The following is a 16,765-nucleotide window of genomic DNA, read 5'->3' as shown; positions in this document are numbered from 1 at the left end:
CAAGACGAGGAAATGAAAATATCATGGAAGCTAATAAGATTAATTAAGGTTTAGCCCAAAAAATATCATGATTTTGGGCTAATTTTTATGAAGTTTTCTTAACATTCAACATTTCTGGTAATTACCTCTTTGGAGAACTGGTCACTGATAAGTACAAAGCGCTCTAAAAGGGTATGTGCCAGTTAGTTTCCAACTTTATTATTCAGTGTCCAACTTTATTCTCCTTTTACATTTCAGCTAATCGCACCTTCCGGATTATTCCACTGTCACCGATTTGGCCAAATTCCTTGGCTGATCCACATCCAAGCCGCGACGGGCTGCAATGTGATAAGCCAATAACTGCAAGGGAATCACCGTCAAAATCGGCGAAAGCAACTCTTCCACAGCCGGAACAGGTAACAAATCGTCAAAAGTTTCCGCTGCCTCCGGGTCATTCATCGGTGTCACACCAATCAAACGGGAATCCCGCGCCTTAGCTTCTTGGGCGTTCGAGAGAACCTTTTCGTACACATTACCCGGCATAGCGATCGCCACCACAGGAACTTTAGCATCCAACAGCGCAATCGGCCCGTGCTTCATCTCCCCAGCCGGATAACCTTCCGCGTGGATATAGCTAATTTCCTTCAGTTTCAGCGCCCCCTCCAAAGCAATTGGGAAATTAATCCCCCGTCCCAAAAAGATAAAATCTTTAGTTTCCGCAAAATCATGAGTCAGCTGCTCAATATACCGCTCCTGACTCTCTAAAATCAGCTCAATCTGCGCTGGTAACTGCCGCAAACCAACCAAAATCTCCTCCAACCGAGTTGCCGTAATTGTCTGGCGGCGATAAGCTAAATCCAACGCCAGACAGTAAAACGCCATCAATTGAGACACAAAAGTTTTAGTCGCCGCCACCCCAATTTCCATCCCCGCATGGGTTTCGATAATTTGAGGCACCAAGTGACCTAAAGAACTTTCTGGACGGTTGCTAATGCCCAACAATCGCACCTGAAACTGGCTAGGCTTACCCTCGCGACGCTTTTTTTCCATTGCCAAAGCCGCCAATGTATCGGCAGTTTCCCCAGATTGGGTGACACCTATCGTTAGAGTATTGACAGTTAAAGGCGTTGGTGCATAGCGAAACTCAGAAGCATACTGCACCATAGTCGGAATCCCCGCCAGTTGTTCCAGCAGGTATTTCCCCACCAGTGCAGCGTGCCAGCTGGTACCACAGGCAAGAATTTGAACGTGTTCTAAGTCATCGTACAGCGACGCAGGGATAGCCAAATTAATCGGCGACGTATTCTTATCTGGATGCCAATCAGCGTGCAGATAAGCCTCCAAACAAGCGCGTACCACCCCAGGTTGCTCGTAGATTTCCTTGAGCATGAAATGCTTGAATCCCTGTTTTTCCACCTGTACGGGATTCCAGTTCAGAGTCCGGGGAGACTTTTTCAAGCGTTCGCCAGCAAAGTTGTAGACCTCAACTCCAAGTGGTGTCAGTCGCGCCAATTCCCCATTTTCCAGAGTTAGCACCGCACGAGTATGGGGAACCAATGCGGGTGTATCCGAAGCACAGAAAAATTCCCCTTGCCCGAAACCAATAGTTAAGGGAGCTTGTTGCCGTGCGACAATCAATTCATCCGGGTAGTCTGCTGATAAGACTGCGATCGCAAAGGCTCCCTCCAGTTTAGTAACAGCTTCTCTTACCGCCTCTAAAAAAAGAGTGGAGGAGTGGGGGAAGCCTGCTGTAGCGGAGTGGGATAAAAACTCAGCGATTAAGTGGGGAATCACCTCAGTATCAGTATCCGAACGAAACTTGTGTCCCCGCGCCTTCAGTTCCTCTCGCAAATCCCGATAATTTTCAATAATCCCGTTCTGCACCACCGCCACGCGCATCGCCGTATCCATATGAGGATGGGCGTTATATTCCTCTGGCTTACCATGCGTAGCCCAGCGAGTGTGTCCAATGCCAATATTCGCCGAGTTTACTTCCCGTTCTAGCTTCTCGCGCAAGTTGTAGAGTTTCCCCTTCGCCCGAACGCAGTGGATCTCACCTTCTGTCACTGTAGCGATTCCGGCAGAATCGTAGCCTCGATACTCCAGTTTCTCCAACCCAGAGAGCAAAATTTCGGTAGCTGCTTGAGTGCCAATATAGCCGACGATTCCGCACATATATTACACCACTCCTGTTCTCACCTAATTTACAACGCTACTTGGCTATTCACCCAACGTCAAGCCGCTTCAGGAGACTCCTGGAAATGCCTGCTGCAAGGCTTCGCCTCACTTAAGCACTCCTACGCCAACATTCAATTATGACTTTTTTTGCGTTTTCACGCGAAGTAGAGCCTCGCTTATACTCATTCCCCACCAGAGACTGAGAATGGCTATGAATAAAAAAAAGAGAGAGCATAATTGCCCCCTCTGTACCTTGGAATTGGATGATAAAAAGTGTTTTCAAGCCAGCTTTTTAGTACGCTAAGCCCATGCTGCGGGTGGTTTCAGCATTACTCAGGTAAACTCGGATGCTCAGAAAATCTGTAGGACAAGCAGTTTCGCACCGCTTGCAACCTACACAGTCTTCTGTCCGAGGGGAGGAAGCAATCTGTTGAGCTTTGCAGCCATCCCAGGGAACCATTTCTAGGACATCCGTTGGGCAAGCGCGGACGCACTGGGTGCATCCAATGCAGGTGTCGTAGATTTTGACGCTATGAGACATTGAATAACGGCTCCTTTCCTAGTGTTCTCTAATGTCGAGCAGAAATCTTGGCTTAGTTTACCGCAGGCGCAGAGTCCCCTTCTGCAAAAGGCTACAGAACTTCAAACTCTGTAATAGATTGCCCCATGCGGCAACAATGCCCAGAAGCCTGGAAAATCCCCCTACATAAAGGCGGTTCCCCTCCCAGGCAAAGTATTATTGTCTGGAAAATTATAAAGAAGTGTAACTAAAGGCGCGCCTTGAGTCGCGATTCAATTGAGCTGGAAGACAAATTACATCTTGACGCTGACGCTGTACAAGGTGACAGAAGCTCGCAAAGCACCGCCTTAGTTGTTTTTAGTTGACGCTCAGCGGTTATGTTTTGGAGAATGCGATCGCGATCGCCAATACGGAAAGATTCCCAAATTTATTTCGGTTTCCCTCACCGATTCAACCGCCCTGTTTTGGCATCATAAATTTGTGGGAACTAAAAGCTAATCCCATTGACAAAGTTCTTTCTTATTAGTCACTACAAATTGGAGGAACTATCCTATGGCTCTGATTCGTTGGCAACCATTTTCAGAAATTGAAACCCTGCGTCGTCAAATGGATCAAATGTTTGATGAAATTGCCGGAAGCGATCGCCAGTCTGGTAAAACCTGGCAACCTGCGATTGAACTGCAAGACACCGAAGACAATCTGATTTTGCGGGCAGAAATTCCAGGAGTAGAAGGCAAGGATCTGGATGTTCGCGTCACCCGCGAAGCGATCGCTATTCAAGGCGAACATCGCTTCGAGAAAAAGACCGACGAAAAAGGCTTTTTCCGCTCCGAATTCCGCTATGGTAGTTTCCAGCGCGTGATTCCTCTGCCAGTGCCAATTCAGAACGATCAAGTCAAAGCCGACTTCAACAATGGCATCTTGACACTGACACTGCCCAAGGTGGCGGAAGCAAAGCGTACAGTCGTTAAACTCAACCTGGGTAATAACACCACCACTGCAACTCCAGAATTAACCAGCCAGCCAGAGGCTGAAGGTGCGGCGGCGACCAACTAAGCTGTCCTAGCCCTAAATAACTAATAGCTTAATAAGCGTGAGTTAACCGCTGAGTTGTCTTAACCTCATTCCTAGACCGCTCAGCGGTTATTTTTTTGCTCCTTGACTCTGAAACCGCTATCAAAACCGCCAGTTTATGGCGATACACTTGAACAAGATGTCTCAAGTATAAAAAAACGCAAAATGCCTGACTCCATAATGTATCAAGAAGATGCCTTCGTCGTTCTAGAACCCAACCAACCAGAACAATTTCTCAGCGCCGCCGAACTATTAGAAAAACTCAAGGCAATTTTGGTAACTCGTCAGGATAACCTGCCGCGAGACTTGCAAAAATTTCCCTTAGTACAAGCTCAAGCTCAGTACCTAATGGACACATCTTGCGAATTAGATATGGAGCCAGGACAATTTTTACAGTGGTATGTAGTCCGCCTGGAAAAGTAAGCGACAAGTCTTAAACCTTCCCCTACACCTGCGGCGTAGCAATAAGCGCCACATCAACGCAGTTCTCAGCAGGTTGACTCAACTCAACCTGGATACCAGGGCCAAAAAAGCCCTTTATTTTCTCCCGCTTCTGTTGCCAAACCTCAAAAGGAATCAGCGGCGACTCAAATTCCAGCACTAAAGCATAAGCGCCATCAACCTCCTTTTCCTCTAATCCCTTCAGCACTGGTCTTTCCTCGTCTGTCGGACTCAACCCCAAGCTACTCAAAGAGCTATCCAAATGAGCATCTTGACCGTAGCGATAGCGAGTGACATCTTTGCGAATCTGGTTTTGAGTAACAGTTGCTTGCTGCTGGCGTAGTGCCATTACCTCTTTCGAGGTGGGTTTACTGAACGGCACAGGCTTAAGTTCTGCGGCTTTGAGCGCAAGACCTCCCAGCAGCACCGGAATACCATAGAAAAATCCCGCTAGATTCAATGTGGCGTTGCCTGTGGAGTAGGCATAAAATCCCACAATTGTCAAAACAAAACCAACACCTAAACCTAACGTTCCCAAAGAAGTTTGACGTAACATTTTAATTAGGATACCCGATTCACAATCTCTTCAGCTTTATTATCCTTGTCCGGGCGTAATATCTCGCTTGTGTGCGTAAGACTTTTATCAAATAATGGCGGTTTCAAAGAAAACCCGTATTATCAAATCAGGTTGTTGTCTGCTGCTGTCAATTCATAGTTGAGAGCATAGATTGACGCTCCCGTGGGTTTACCCTGTGGGGATTCTTAAGAGCTAGGAAATCCTAACTCCTAACAGGTTAGGACAAAACTTGACACACCCCCTGGAAATCCAGCCTGTGCTTACTTTTAACTAAAATGTTAGCTGCACCGTTAAGGCCACCATTAACCAAGTGTCGTGTTTCTTCCCATGCTTAACAGACCTATGAACCAGCTTAAGCCTGTCTCATACTCATAGGTATCTACCCTTCCCGCGAGGTTTTATGATTCAAGAAGATAATGAGCAAGCTACAAAAAAAAGTAGGGCCATCCTCGATCAGCTTAAAACCCTTAAGCAGGAGGACGAAACGCTTTATAACATACTGGCGGTAGATGTTTGGGCTTTAGCCAAAACGATGGATGAGTTTCAGCCTGGATTTTGGTCTGCTTTTATGAAAAATAGGGAAAAGGCGCTGAAGCGGTTTATTGCTGAAGTGATTAAAAATAAACCTGCCGATCCGAAGCGACCTCCCTTCCTTCGCTAGGATTGGGTAATGTTAAGTTAATGTTGAATTGTAATGCAGATAATGGACTCAGAAACTTTAAAACAATGGATTAGCCTGATTGAACTCAAGCGTGAGTCTCTAGTACGGCTTTTGGAAGAACCAAACCTGGGTACTCTCAGAATAGATGTTAATCAGGCGCTGGAAGAAATTGACGATTTAATTGACGAGTTTAACCGTACCTTTCCTGAAGCAGGATAGGCCAATTAAAATTTGACGCCTTGCGGGGCTAATTCCAGCTGCAAGGTCGCCTACCTTCGCACCCCTAGTGACTAACTGCCCGCTGCCCTAGCTGCTCGACTAAAGCAATCAGTTCTTGGGTAGCGGTATCTTTTTTGCAGAAAGCATCTATTCTAGCAGTTTGGCTCATTACTTCAATCTGGGGGTCTTCCACTGATGAATAAGCAATGATCTGTGCGTGCGGATCGATGTGTTTTATCTGTGTCGATGCGGATAGACCGTCTAACACGGGCATCTGTAAGTCGAGAATAATCACATCAGGATGGTAACGCTCGACCATTTCCACGGCTTCTTTACCGTTGCTTGCGAGTCCAACTAGCTCAATGTTCGCCTGACTTTGCAATGCTAGCTTGAGGCTAAAACGAGTAAGTTCATGGTCATCAACAACCAGGACACGCAGAAGGGGGTGCTGACAGGACAACATAAGGAACAACAATTGTATCTGACCGTTCTAGTTTAGGGGCAAAAGGTTTAAAAGTCCCTCTACCGTCCGAGCTAACTACTGAAAGAAACGCCCATTTTGTGTAGAAATCAAGAAGCTGAAAAGTCCAAATATGAAATCTTTATAAAGAAAGAAAAGTTTCGTTCTTTTAGGTATATGCAAATTAAGTAGCAAGTCGGTTCAGGTTTGGCAAGTGGAACGCGATCGCTCTTGAGTTTCAGCCGTTCGCTCTCTAGGATACCAAGGCTTTTTCGGCCTGTCCTCTCCATCTGGAGGGATAGACTAAAAGAGCGATCACGCTCTTGATTGAGTAGAGAGTGCGATCGCAATGAGATTTATCTTGAAATGATTTGGGTTGTTGGATAACTAAACGGTAAGTGCTTGCACTTTAACCAAGCCCACATAAATTTAAAGAAATTTTTCTACTTGCCGGATTTTCCTACTGGTAAATTGTATGAGGTAGCAGTGCATATCTTCTTTCCGCAGGTCAAGTTCATTAAGTAAGGAAAAATAAATCATGGAATACAAGCCAACACCTATTACTATAGATAAATGTTTTATAGAACAACAGGCATTTAGAGATTTTCTCAAATTGCCCTCTGAGGAGCCAGCCCCTAAAATTGGACTTCGTGACTTACTAGAAGTTACAAAGCTAGTGATAAGAAATGAGCTAGTTTCTTGTGGTTGCTCTGAAAAAGAACTGATTAAGTTTCAGTTGGAATATCAGGTTTCACAGGATGAAAGCCAGGAACCAGGAGAAATCTACTCAGTTGAGTGGTGTCAGTCACCTCAGTTTAAAAAGGCAATTGAGGACAAGAATGGGATAACTGAGGAACAACCTGAAGTTAATCTAGAAGAGAATAGTCCTCTATCAGTTGCATTTATTGGTAAATTAACTGAACGTCTTGATGAGGTACTGGCAGCTTCCGAGAAAGGTAGATTAACATCCACTCGTCTGAACTTCAGTTCGCTTGAAAATTTAAATTGTGAACCCGATTGTGCTGCGGATGCTGAAGGTGTCAGCTACCAAGCTATACTTTGCAATGGTAAATTTTCCAGGTGGATTTATAAGCGTAATCCTAATGGGACTAAAGTAAAGCTTCTATGTCCTGATAAACCCTCCGATACAAATCCCTTTATCTAAGGCTGGCAATAAGAGTATCGATAGCTGGAAGTAAGTCTGGTCTGTCCTCAGCCAGGAAATGCAATTCCTTAATCACTTCAGTCTGTGCAGCTTTATCTTGATCCAGGTAACTCATGAGAGCTTGATATGTCTTTGTGGCTGGTTTTAGCTGCTTTGCTTGCAGTTGAGCTAAGCCTAAAGAGTTGAGGTTTTCAGTATTGTTGGGCTGTTGCTGGCGAACAAATTCCAAATCTTTAACAGCTTGTAAAGCCTGCCCTTGCTTTAGGTATATATTTGCACGATTACCACGAACCATTAACTTTAAATCTAACTGCTCTTCAGGGGCAGATTCAATTATTTTGGTATAAACCTCCATTGCTTCAGATAGCCTTCCCAACCGAGCATAGAGAAGTCCTTTATGCCGCAGACTTCCATAAAAGGTTTTATCTAAATCAAAGGCGTGTTGATAAAATTTTAAAGCAGCTTCGCAATTTTCTTTGATTTTAAAACAGTAAATATTTTCTTTAGGAGCATATAAATCACCTAAAACATCGTAAGCTCTAGACAATACCAACGCAGTCTTTTCATTGTTATAATCAGGCTTTCCTGATTCTGCAAAAAGCAGAGCCTGATGGAGAGTTTCAAGCGCTTCCCGCTCTCGTCCTTCTTTCTGGTATATTTGGCTAAAATTGAAAGCAGTCATTACAGCTACTAGGTATGGCCAATCTTTAGTTTGCGAATCAAACTCAAAAGAATTAGCTGCGGTCAACGCCAGAGTGGTGAGATAGAGATATCTTACATTTAGCTTCACTGTTGTCACGTTGACTTTCAGGCTAGAGCCACCCCGACTACCCCAGATAATCACTGCTGCTCCTAACTTATCACCAAGTTTTTGAGCCTCGTCACGGAGGGATACACTCTTCTCTATCGAGCAGACCATCGCATTAGGCAGCATCGGACTTTGCAGTCGATTTATAATTTCCACTTCCATTAGCTGACTGATACTTTCGCTTCCCGCCTCATTGTGAAAGTTAGCAACAGCGATCGCCAGTTTTCCTTGCTTACGAGCAAGGTCGAAACAATTTGGCTGCCCTGTGCGATCCAGGAGCGCGAAAAAAGCGACTGCACCCAACAGGGAAATCGTGCCTAGACCAACTAGCGCTCGGAGACGAGTCCGAAATCCCTTGATAGCGGAGTTTGGGCTTGTACTATCCGATCTGGAAATAGGACTCTCAGGTTGGGTTGGTTGAGAAGGAGACACTGAAGGCTGATTTGCACTAGGATTTGCAGCCGAATAGGTTACTAAAGTTATAGAACGTCCCCGACCCATGCGGATAGGTTCCTGTCCTGAGCCTTTAAGCTCTCTGCGAATGTAGTCAAACAGGCGATCGCTGCTTACCTGCCTGTCCTCGTCAGCATTCTCAGGAGAAAGGCCTTGAAGAACCGCTCCAGTGAAGATGCCGTGTTCTGCACCCTCATAAGCTTTCTCAAAACTACGACAGGCAGTCATGAAGTAGTAATCCGGCTTCTTATCAAAAGCTGTAAGAGTTGGCTCTAGAAGGTTCCGTTCAAGTAAAGAGCCAGCATGGCAGCAGTCCAGCAGTACCACTAGACTACTGAGGTCTGATTGACTGATTAACCAGTTGAACTCATCAAGGGGGATGGCATTTCGTCCGTCAATGGCACAATTAGAAGTCGCCAGATACCCATTCTGCACACCCATAGAACTTAATGCCTGAAAACCGTGTCCAGCAAAGTAAATTAATGCCTCTTGCTTTACTGCTTGCTCTAACAGAAATGTTTTTAGCGCCTGGCTTAGTTCCTGACCTGTTAGCTTTTTGGAAACAATTTCGTAACGGTTCTCATCATTAATCCACCGTGCGGGTAACCGTATAACTTCCTGAAAATTGCCATATCGCTCTAATGCTTGCGCTACGGCTTCCGCATCTGTAGCAGACTTCTTGAGGGTGGGTAAACTGCTACTGTCATATTCGGCAATCCCAACAACTAGGGCATATCGAGCCATAGTGAATAACCCAGTCAGCAGAAGTTTTAGAGTATCTTTAGCAACAAAGCTGTTACCGTAATCCAATCTAACCTACTGAGGCCACCGATGTCAGAAGTACAACGTCTGTTAGTCGAAGAACATGGAGAAATTTACGAAATCTTCATAGAGTCAAAAACAAATCCTGATGTACCGCCAGAGCTAATAGTTCCAATTGAGGAAGATGAGCGCCAATCTCGTGATATACGACAAGATCCGTTGAGCAAGATGCAGCAAGCGCGTCAGATGATTCGCGGCTATGCTATGTATGCCCTGAGTGCATTTAAAGATTTTGGTGCTGCTGAAATTGAGGAGGTAACACTCAAATTTGGGATTAAGATGGGTGGTTCAGCTGGCATTCCTTACATTACTGAAGGCAAGGCAGAAAGTAATTTAGAAATTGAGGTGAAGTGCAAGTTTCCCGATAAATCAAAACCAGGTTCATAGTCGGGGAAAAATGTAGTGTCCTAAAGCACAAAAACTCAAAGCAGAAAAATATCCTAAATAATTTGTTACTTTCACCCAGAGGATAGAATCAGAAAGCTGCCTGCATCTGTACCCTGTTGGTTGTGGAGAGGGAGTTATTCATGCAGATACAGACACCGGATTGGGTTAAGCACGCGGTTTTTTATCAAATTTTTCCGGATCGCTTTGCTAAAACGAAGCATCCTCACAAGCGGCTTTTGAAGGATACCCGATGGGAAGATTGGCACGAAATACCGACACTTCAAGGGTACAAGGGCGGTGATTTGTGGGGGGTGATGGAACAGCTGGATTACTTGCAGGATGTAGGGATTAATGCGATTTACTTTACCCCCATCTTTCAATCAGCTAGCAATCACCGCTATCACACCCACGACTATTATCAGGTCGATCCGATGTTGGGGGGGAATGGCGCTTTTCGGGAATTGCTAGAAGCTGCCCACGAACGGGATATCAAAGTTGTACTGGATGGGGTGTTTAATCACTCTAGTCGCGGATTTTTCTTTTTCCACGATGTTCTGGAAAACGGCCCCCATTCGCCTTGGGTGGATTGGTTCAAGATTGAAGGCTGGCCTTTATCGGCATATGACGGCAATTTTCCGGCGAATTATGAGGGTTGGGATGGAAATCGGGCGCTGCCAGTATTCAACCATGAAAATCCTGAAGTGCGGGAATATATTATGGAGATTGCCGAATATTGGATTAAATTCGGCGTTGATGGTTGGCGCTTGGATGTGCCGTTTGAGATTAAGGCTCAAGGATTTTGGCAGGAATTTCGCGATCGCGTAAAAGCCATTAACCCGGAAGCCTACATCGTGGGGGAAGTCTGGGGAGATTCCCGCGAGTGGCTGGATGGGACTCAGTTTGACGGGGTAATGAACTATCTCTTTGCTGCGCCGACGATTGCTTTTGCCGCAGGCGATCGCGTAGACATTGACCAAGTGAAAGATCGTTCTTACCATCCCTACCCGCCCCTCTTTGCACCAGAGTATGCCGAAAAAATCCAGCAATTGTTGGAATTTTATCCGTGGGATATTCAACTGACTCAGCTGAATTTGTTAGCTAGCCACGATACTGCGCGACTGATTTCTATTGCAGGCGGCGACAAGAAAAGTGTTCAACTAGCAACATTGCTGCTATTGACTTATCCCGGTGCGCCAAGCATCTACTATGGTGATGAAGTGGGATTACCGGGAAAACTCGATCCCGACTCGCGCCGAGGATTCCCGATGGAAGCGCACTGGGAGCGTGATGTTTTAGATTATCACAAGCAACTAATCGCCCTGCGTCACCAATACCCTGCCTTGCGTACAGGTGATTACAAAGTTCTATTTGCAGAAGGGACAGTTTATGTCTTTGCTCGGACTTTGGGAGATGAGGAGATAATTGTTGCTGTTAACGTTGGTACTGCACCCGCAGAAGACGTAAGGGTTGAGGCGGCATTAAAATCCAAACCTAGTAAGTTATTGTATGGCACAGCTGAGGTGTCTTGGAGCGTTGAGGGAGAATCCAAACTACAGTTGAATTTGCCGTCGCGTAGTGGCTGCATACTTGGTTGAGGGGGAAGCGATCGCCTTCTAACCTAACCCCCTAACTCCCTCTTTGTGAACGAAGAGCAGGGTGGTTTCATACAATCGAAGATAAATCTCGAAAATTGCGATATTTGGTAGGGGCATGGCATTGCCATGCCCCTACAGCCAACCAAAATCAACATTACACTGTCAAATTTTCGCCTTCGGTTGTGCCTCACCTTCGGTTTTTCAAGCAACTAGACACCAGTTCGACAATCCTACTATTTTGGGTATTGCTGGTATTTTGCCCTTCAGCCCAGATATCATCCCTATATGCAGATGTTTAAAAGTCTCAAAACTTCTGACATCTGAAAACAGATTTCTATAAAAGGCGCAATATTCAGAGCGGTTAATTATAAGTATATTTGAGCGAAGCGGAGCAATCGATCAGTTGCTTTGATCGATGGATTGAAAGTTGAATTAGGTGAGCTTTAAATAGTAAGAGCAAGAGAAGCGATCGCGTTCAACTAAATAACTTGGCGCTCAACTCATGCTTAATCCGATTCAAAATTGAAGTTTCATCCAGGGAAGTGAGAATGCGAGTCACAACTGCTTTCGGGCCATCTGGCCCCCAGGAAGCGCCATTCAGGAGGTAAGTTTTAGTAACTTGTCCGATGCCATAACAAGAGACACCAGCGACACCAGCTTGAGTTAACGCCACCGAGAGATAGGGAGCTAAAGATGCGCCTCCGGTCATGGGTGCAGAGATACCCAACAAACTTTTGAGTGAACTGAGTCCGAGGTTGGCCAGCAATTCGCTGGCACTAATCCCGCCCATAGTCAGGGCAATTTTTTGCAGCAATCCCACAGCACCAGTTTGAGTCATGGGAATACCGTAGAGTTTGGATAGAGTAAGAATCATTGCCACATCAATGATGGCACCAGAGAGGAGGTCAACTACCGTTAGTGGGTTGAGAGCGATCGCTACCGCCTTTGCCATCACTGACTTCCAGATAATCTGATTGGCACAATCATCCCGAATTTGCATTTTACGCTGCACCAGCTGCTCATTCACATCATCGGCATACAGCATAGTATTAAGAGCCACCAGCGACTTACCTTCCCGGTGCAAAATTTCGAGGATTTTCAGCTTCAAATCCATAACTTGTGGCGTTCCCGGCTGTCGCTGCACGGTTCTAGTTCCGTCAGGACGGCGCACAGCTTGCGCCACCAGAGGCGACGCCGCCACCATGACAATTTCATCCGGTGATAGCAATTCTCGCACTCGCTCATCCCGAATTTTGTGGTAAATTGCTATCCGGTCGGCATCCGGATACTGGTCAATTTTGTTAAAAACCAGCAACATCGGTTTACCAACTTCCCGCAGTTGCGACAGCGCCTCAAATTCCACCTTAGTCATATCGCCGGAAATGATAAATAGCAGCAAATCTGCCTGTCGGGCAACTTGTCGCGCTAAGGTTTCGCGGGTTTCTCCATCTACTTCGTCAATCCCCGGAGTGTCAATCAGCTGAATCTGGGAATTGCCCAGACTTGGCAGCGTAACTCGCAAAACTTCGGAATTACTTTGTGCTTCAGGCTCATTTTCCAGTTGCCAGCTGGCATCTTGATGGGTGCGGGTGACACCATGAAGAGGCCCGGTTTCAAACACGTTCTTACCCAATAAAGCATTGAGTACGGAAGATTTGCCCCTTCCCACCATGCCAAAGGCGGCAATTTGGACGAGTGACTGATCTAACTTGTCCAGCATCGTTGCCAAGTCCTCAATTTCGGACTCCAGTCCTGCCCGTTCTTGGGGAGTAAGATCCAAATTGCCTACCAAGTCTCGCAGGGCGTTTTGCGCCTTTTTGTAGTTCAGTTCTGCCTGGATATCATCAAAGCTGAAAATGGCGCTGTCTAATTCTTGATCCAAAGCGCTGTAGTTCAATTGTGGTGAAGGTGACTGGTTGGAATTTGGGGTTGCGTCAGATGTTGAACGAGTCAAAATTGCACCTACTGTCTTGCCTGGAGTTACTCTTCTTTCATCCTAGTCACTGCCCGTCGAGTCTGGCACTTTCCATGTCTAGGGGCGTATTTGCTTTTGAGTTTTGGCAAATGCAAGTCAGCTGTGAGAATGATGTTATCTACACGTGCGTAGCCATAAGTTTAGTATTGTTGCTGAAATTTTGGCATTTGAATCAGCTGAGCGATTGTGAGTTCTAAACGTTTACCTCAAACCACTGCCTACGTCCGAATTACCCAATTGTCCTGGCAACAGGGTTTTCTGAAAGGGGAAGTTACAGCGGCGCAGTATGAGTGGCAGTTCCATTGGTGTTTCCGACAGGGGGAGTTGTCGGTCTCACCTTCTTTGGGACGCGCCCTGATTCTGGAACCATTGGGGCGGTTTTTAGAGCAGAAGGATTATCAGTTGGAGCCTGGGGGAGACTATGCCTTTACTATCAGGGCAGAACTTTAGTCAGTTGTCCGTTGTCCATTGATGATTACTAATTCCCCATTCCCAGCGGTGGTGCTTAGTTATTCGTTGTTTGTGTTTTTAGGTATCTTTCGATGAGGAGGATGGCGACAATATCATCAATTGGTCGGGGTGGTTCGCGCAATCCTTTGGGGATGAAGCTAGAAAGACCTTTTGGGGGATACATTTGCCAGTAGCGATCGCGTGCTTCTAGAGTGCTGTAGCGCTCATCTACCATGACTATCGGCAACGATGCAGGTAATTCTGTCTGAAGTTTCTTTTTCCAGGTTTTGGCTGTAGTTTGATCGCCCATTACCAGAGTAGCGATCGCGAATTGTTCGCACAAGTTTTTGATGATTGCGATCGCTTCTGGTGCTGGCACCACCTGATGATAATCCAGTATCAGGTCAAGTCCCATCACGGCTATACCACACTTATCGCGCCCCGGATCGAAACCTAAAATCATTTTAATTGGGAATTAGGAATTGGGAATTGGGAATTGGGAATTGGGAATTACATACTAAAAATTACCTCTCCATTCTGCACGACTACCAAATTCAGTTTCAGCGGCCCTATGAGATATGTATCTTCTGCAACTACCGCCTTGAGATCGATAGGCTGCTTGAACTTTTTCAGCTTTTCAATAAAGCGAATCAGGCTGGTAATTCGACCATCGCCTACCTGAATTGTATCGTTCAAAATTCCAGCTCGATTGGCTCGGAACTGAGATGCTCCCAAGAGCAAATCGATCTGCTGCCGGATTTGTTGGTCGTTCATAGTTGAAGGGTCGGCAGATGTTGCGGCGATGATATCACCACCAGTGAACACAATTTTATTCACTGTCGCGTCTGCAAAGACTTGTACGTCTTTTTCACCTTGGACGTAGTTGCCAGCCGAGAAAATTCGCACCAGGTAGGGGCGACCATCTTTAATTTGGTTAAGCAGTTGGTCTACCTGGGCTTGGGTAATTTGCACTACGCGCTCATTCACCATCTTGTTGTTATTGTTGTTACCAGGTCGCGTAGCTTTCATTGCTGTGCGATTTGCTTCTCGTAAAAGCTGATCTATAACCTGACGGGCGGCGGCGGGATCGACAATGCGGAAGACACCAAAAGCCAGAACTTGACCGCGTTGGAGAGCGACGTTACCTTGACGCAAGGCTTGATAGGATTGGTAATACTGTTCCAGGTCTGCTACTTCCTGCTCTAGGGCAGCTTGTTGTTTCTCTATTTCCTTGAGGCGAGTTTCGCGCTGGGCAATTACTTGATCTCGTGCGGAAATTTCCTCATCAAGTTGGGCAAGGGCTGTGTCTCGCTTGGCGATTTCTCGATCGCGTTGGTCAATGCTGTTTCTCAGGTTGGAAATTTTTTGATCAAGTTCCGCCAAGGCTTGGTCGCGAGTGGCAATTTTCCGATCGCGTTCTGTGATGGCTTGGTCAAGCTTGGCAATTTCGCGATCGCGTTGAGTAACTTGACCCTTGAGTTGGGTAATTTGAGCTTTTACGCGATCGCGCTGCTTGATTAGTTCCTGACGTTCCCCTTGGAGTTGTTGAATTTCCGAACGTAGATTTACCGCTTGTCCAGAAACATTTTCCAGCTGTTGCTGGGTTTTCTCAAAGCTAGCCGCAACGCTTTTAAGTTCGCGCTCTGTCTTACTCAGTTGTGCCTCTGTCTGGGCTTGTCTGCCTAGTGCTGCCGCCAGAGACTTATTAATGGCATCCAGACGCTTCTGGGCGGCTTGCTGCTCGGTGCGGGCTAGTGAGAGTTCGTTTTCAGTTTGTTGTTTCTGGGCTGCAACTTTGGAGAGTTCGCTTTCAGTTTGTTGTTTCTGGGCTACAGTTTCGTCAAGCTCCCGACGAGCGGTTCTGAGTTTTCGCTGAATTTCATCAACTTGAAACACGCCTGTGCGTAACGGCTTGCTGGTGGCAAATAGGATCGTCAGGGTTGAGGCGGAAATCATCAAACCTGTAAGAATTGTAACTAAGACCGCAGTTTTCTTGGGACGCAGATTGAACAGACTCAGCCGCGCTTTTCCCACGCGAGTGCCAATGCGATCGCCCAAGGTGGCGATCGCACCACCCAATACCAAAATCGATAAAATTAGGACCAGCGCACTGGTGGCCATTTTCCAGCTTCAGCTATCACCTCTCAAGCTTAAGCATAAAGGCTTTTTTATGATAGACGCTGGTACTTCAACTATTGATTAACAAAAGCTGACAGTGCAAAAGATGTTTTAGGTGAACTGCTGGCTCAAAGCTACCGGGTTATGAACGGTAATTTTTTTCTTATTGATGGAAATCATTTTCTCTGAGCGTAAATCTCCCAGTAACCGGGTGACTGTCACTCGTGTGGAACCAATTGCTTCTGCGATCGCTTGGTGAGAAAGCTTCAGATCAACTGTAATTCCATTGGGGCCTGGAACGCCAAAATCGCGACAGAGAATCAACAAAAAACTCACCAATCGCGATCCCATATCCCGGTGCGCCAAAGTCTCAATCATCATCTCTGTTTGCAAGATCCGCGATGAAAGCCCCCGCAGCATCAACATTGACAATTCTGGATTATCCTTGAGCGCTTGTTCCACCTGTTCAATTGGTGCTGAAAGCAACTCCACAGGCGTAAAAGCTACTGCGTGATAAAATCTGTCTGACCGATTCCCGGTAATCAACGACAGTACGCCAAAGACGCTGTTTTCTCGCAGCAGCGCCACTGTAATTTCTTCCCCAGCTTCGTACACACGAGACAGCTTCACAGCTCCTTTGAGCAAAAAATATACCCGTTCAGCCGGGTCTCCGGGGAAAAAGATAGTTTTGCCCCGATCAAAGGTTTCCACCACTGGCGGAAACGCCCCACCTCCGATTTGACGGAACACAGCTGCTAACGGTCTATCTTGCGTCACTACCACTTCCTTATATCCTTATTGCTGCCCTAGAAACTCTTCTGGGAATTACAACCGACTGTGAGAAATTTCTGACTTTAGACACTGATAAACTGACTCTTAGGCA

Annotated in this window: 18 protein-coding genes and 1 pseudogene; 9 read left to right on the top strand and 10 right to left on the bottom strand. The window is 46.2% G+C overall.

What is annotated here, in order from left to right; all coding sequences use genetic code 11:
- Nucleotides 1–255 precede the first annotated feature (255 nt).
- Nucleotides 256–2,154 (bottom strand): glutamine--fructose-6-phosphate transaminase (isomerizing), encoded by a 1,899-nt coding sequence (glmS, locus tag H6F63_RS01980; protein ID WP_190634436.1) that lies wholly within the window; start codon nucleotides 2,152–2,154, stop codon nucleotides 256–258.
- 295 nt (nucleotides 2,155–2,449) lie between these two features.
- On the bottom strand, nucleotides 2,450–2,698 hold the full coding sequence (psaC, locus tag H6F63_RS01975; RefSeq protein ID WP_190418540.1) for a photosystem I iron-sulfur center protein PsaC: 249 nt from the start codon (nucleotides 2,696–2,698) through the stop codon (nucleotides 2,450–2,452).
- A 340-nt stretch (nucleotides 2,699–3,038) separates the two neighbouring features.
- On the opposite strand from psaC, the gene H6F63_RS01970 reads away from it, so the two are divergent.
- The 3 genes from H6F63_RS01970 (at nucleotide 3,039) to H6F63_RS01960 (ending at nucleotide 4,174) form a co-directional block, all read left to right on the top strand.
- Complete coding sequence (locus tag H6F63_RS01970; protein ID WP_190634434.1) at nucleotides 3,039–3,203, top strand: hypothetical protein; 165 nt, start codon at nucleotides 3,039–3,041, stop codon at nucleotides 3,201–3,203.
- Between the two features lie 26 nt (nucleotides 3,204–3,229).
- Nucleotides 3,230–3,733 (top strand): Hsp20/alpha crystallin family protein, encoded by a 504-nt coding sequence (locus tag H6F63_RS01965; RefSeq protein WP_190444080.1) that lies wholly within the window; start codon nucleotides 3,230–3,232, stop codon nucleotides 3,731–3,733.
- A gap of 183 nt (nucleotides 3,734–3,916) precedes the next feature.
- Entirely contained in the window at nucleotides 3,917–4,174 is a 258-nt protein-coding gene (locus H6F63_RS01960) for a chlororespiratory reduction protein 7 (RefSeq protein WP_190451463.1), read from the top strand.
- 22 nt (nucleotides 4,175–4,196) lie between these two features.
- Here the strand turns inward: H6F63_RS01960 and H6F63_RS01955 are convergent, their stop codons facing one another.
- On the bottom strand, nucleotides 4,197–4,748 hold the full coding sequence (locus tag H6F63_RS01955) for a DUF2854 domain-containing protein (RefSeq protein WP_190444081.1): 552 nt from the start codon (nucleotides 4,746–4,748) through the stop codon (nucleotides 4,197–4,199).
- A 421-nt stretch (nucleotides 4,749–5,169) separates the two neighbouring features.
- Between H6F63_RS01955 and H6F63_RS01950 the strand changes: the two genes are divergently transcribed.
- Both H6F63_RS01950 and H6F63_RS01945 read left to right on the top strand, forming a co-directional pair.
- The gene (locus H6F63_RS01950; RefSeq protein ID WP_190418550.1) at nucleotides 5,170–5,430 is read left to right on the top strand and encodes a hypothetical protein; all 261 of its coding nucleotides are present in this window, start codon (nucleotides 5,170–5,172) and stop codon (nucleotides 5,428–5,430) included.
- 33 nt (nucleotides 5,431–5,463) lie between these two features.
- Nucleotides 5,464–5,649 (top strand): hypothetical protein, encoded by a 186-nt coding sequence (locus tag H6F63_RS01945; RefSeq protein ID WP_190444124.1) that lies wholly within the window; start codon nucleotides 5,464–5,466, stop codon nucleotides 5,647–5,649.
- A 64-nt stretch (nucleotides 5,650–5,713) separates the two neighbouring features.
- Here H6F63_RS01945 and H6F63_RS01940 read toward each other — a convergent pair whose 3' ends face one another.
- Entirely contained in the window at nucleotides 5,714–6,112 is a 399-nt protein-coding gene (locus H6F63_RS01940) for a response regulator transcription factor (RefSeq protein WP_190418554.1), read from the bottom strand.
- 535 nt (nucleotides 6,113–6,647) lie between these two features.
- Here H6F63_RS01940 and H6F63_RS01935 point away from each other — a divergent pair.
- On the top strand, nucleotides 6,648–7,274 hold the full coding sequence (locus tag H6F63_RS01935; protein WP_190634433.1) for a hypothetical protein: 627 nt from the start codon (nucleotides 6,648–6,650) through the stop codon (nucleotides 7,272–7,274).
- Here H6F63_RS01935 and H6F63_RS01930 read toward each other — a convergent pair.
- Nucleotides 7,267–9,345, bottom strand: coding sequence for a caspase family protein (locus tag H6F63_RS01930; protein WP_190634431.1), 2,079 nt, complete (start codon nucleotides 9,343–9,345; stop codon nucleotides 7,267–7,269). The genes H6F63_RS01935 and H6F63_RS01930 overlap by 8 nt on opposite strands.
- A 21-nt stretch (nucleotides 9,346–9,366) precedes the next feature.
- Here H6F63_RS01930 and H6F63_RS01925 point away from each other — a divergent pair, with 21 nt between their 5' ends.
- Together H6F63_RS01925 and H6F63_RS01920 are read left to right on the top strand one after the other, a co-directional pair.
- Nucleotides 9,367–9,744, top strand: coding sequence for a CU044_2847 family protein (locus tag H6F63_RS01925; protein WP_190634429.1), 378 nt, complete (start codon nucleotides 9,367–9,369; stop codon nucleotides 9,742–9,744).
- A gap of 140 nt (nucleotides 9,745–9,884) precedes the next feature.
- Nucleotides 9,885–11,339, top strand: a complete 1,455-nt coding sequence (locus H6F63_RS01920; protein ID WP_190634425.1) for a glycoside hydrolase family 13 protein — start codon at nucleotides 9,885–9,887, stop codon at nucleotides 11,337–11,339.
- 216 nt (nucleotides 11,340–11,555) lie between these two features.
- Here the strand turns inward: H6F63_RS01920 and H6F63_RS29755 are convergent.
- Both H6F63_RS29755 and H6F63_RS01915 read right to left on the bottom strand, forming a co-directional pair.
- Nucleotides 11,556–11,735 (bottom strand): annotated as a pseudogene (locus tag H6F63_RS29755) (hypothetical protein); the annotation flags it as partial.
- Nucleotides 11,736–11,814: 79 nt separating this feature from the next.
- Nucleotides 11,815–13,236, bottom strand: coding sequence for a GTP-binding protein (locus H6F63_RS01915; protein WP_190634438.1), 1,422 nt, complete (start codon nucleotides 13,234–13,236; stop codon nucleotides 11,815–11,817).
- 264 nt (nucleotides 13,237–13,500) lie between these two features.
- Between H6F63_RS01915 and H6F63_RS01910 the strand changes: the two genes are divergently transcribed.
- Nucleotides 13,501–13,764, top strand: coding sequence for a DUF3146 family protein (locus H6F63_RS01910; RefSeq protein ID WP_190418568.1), 264 nt, complete (start codon nucleotides 13,501–13,503; stop codon nucleotides 13,762–13,764).
- A gap of 55 nt (nucleotides 13,765–13,819) precedes the next feature.
- Here H6F63_RS01910 and H6F63_RS01905 read toward each other — a convergent pair whose 3' ends face one another.
- The 3 genes from H6F63_RS01905 to ntcA all read right to left on the bottom strand — a co-directional run bounded on the left by H6F63_RS01905 (nucleotide 13,820) and on the right by ntcA (nucleotide 16,665).
- Nucleotides 13,820–14,227 (bottom strand): pre-16S rRNA-processing nuclease YqgF, encoded by a 408-nt coding sequence (locus H6F63_RS01905; RefSeq protein WP_190634423.1) that lies wholly within the window; start codon nucleotides 14,225–14,227, stop codon nucleotides 13,820–13,822.
- Nucleotides 14,228–14,274: 47 nt separating this feature from the next.
- Complete coding sequence (locus H6F63_RS01900) at nucleotides 14,275–15,885, bottom strand: DUF3084 domain-containing protein (RefSeq protein WP_190634422.1); 1,611 nt, start codon at nucleotides 15,883–15,885, stop codon at nucleotides 14,275–14,277.
- A 108-nt stretch (nucleotides 15,886–15,993) separates the two neighbouring features.
- Nucleotides 15,994–16,665 (bottom strand): global nitrogen regulator NtcA, encoded by a 672-nt coding sequence (gene ntcA, locus H6F63_RS01895; protein ID WP_190418575.1) that lies wholly within the window; start codon nucleotides 16,663–16,665, stop codon nucleotides 15,994–15,996.
- Between the last annotated feature and the right edge of the window lie 100 nt (nucleotides 16,666–16,765).

The sequence above is a fragment of the Trichocoleus sp. FACHB-40 genome (assembly GCF_014695915.1).
Classification (GTDB): domain Bacteria; phylum Cyanobacteriota; class Cyanobacteriia; order Cyanobacteriales; family FACHB-T130; genus Funiculus; species Funiculus sociatus.
The sequence above is the reverse complement of the archived record's forward strand: the minus strand, read 5'-3'. Positions and strand labels throughout refer to the sequence as shown.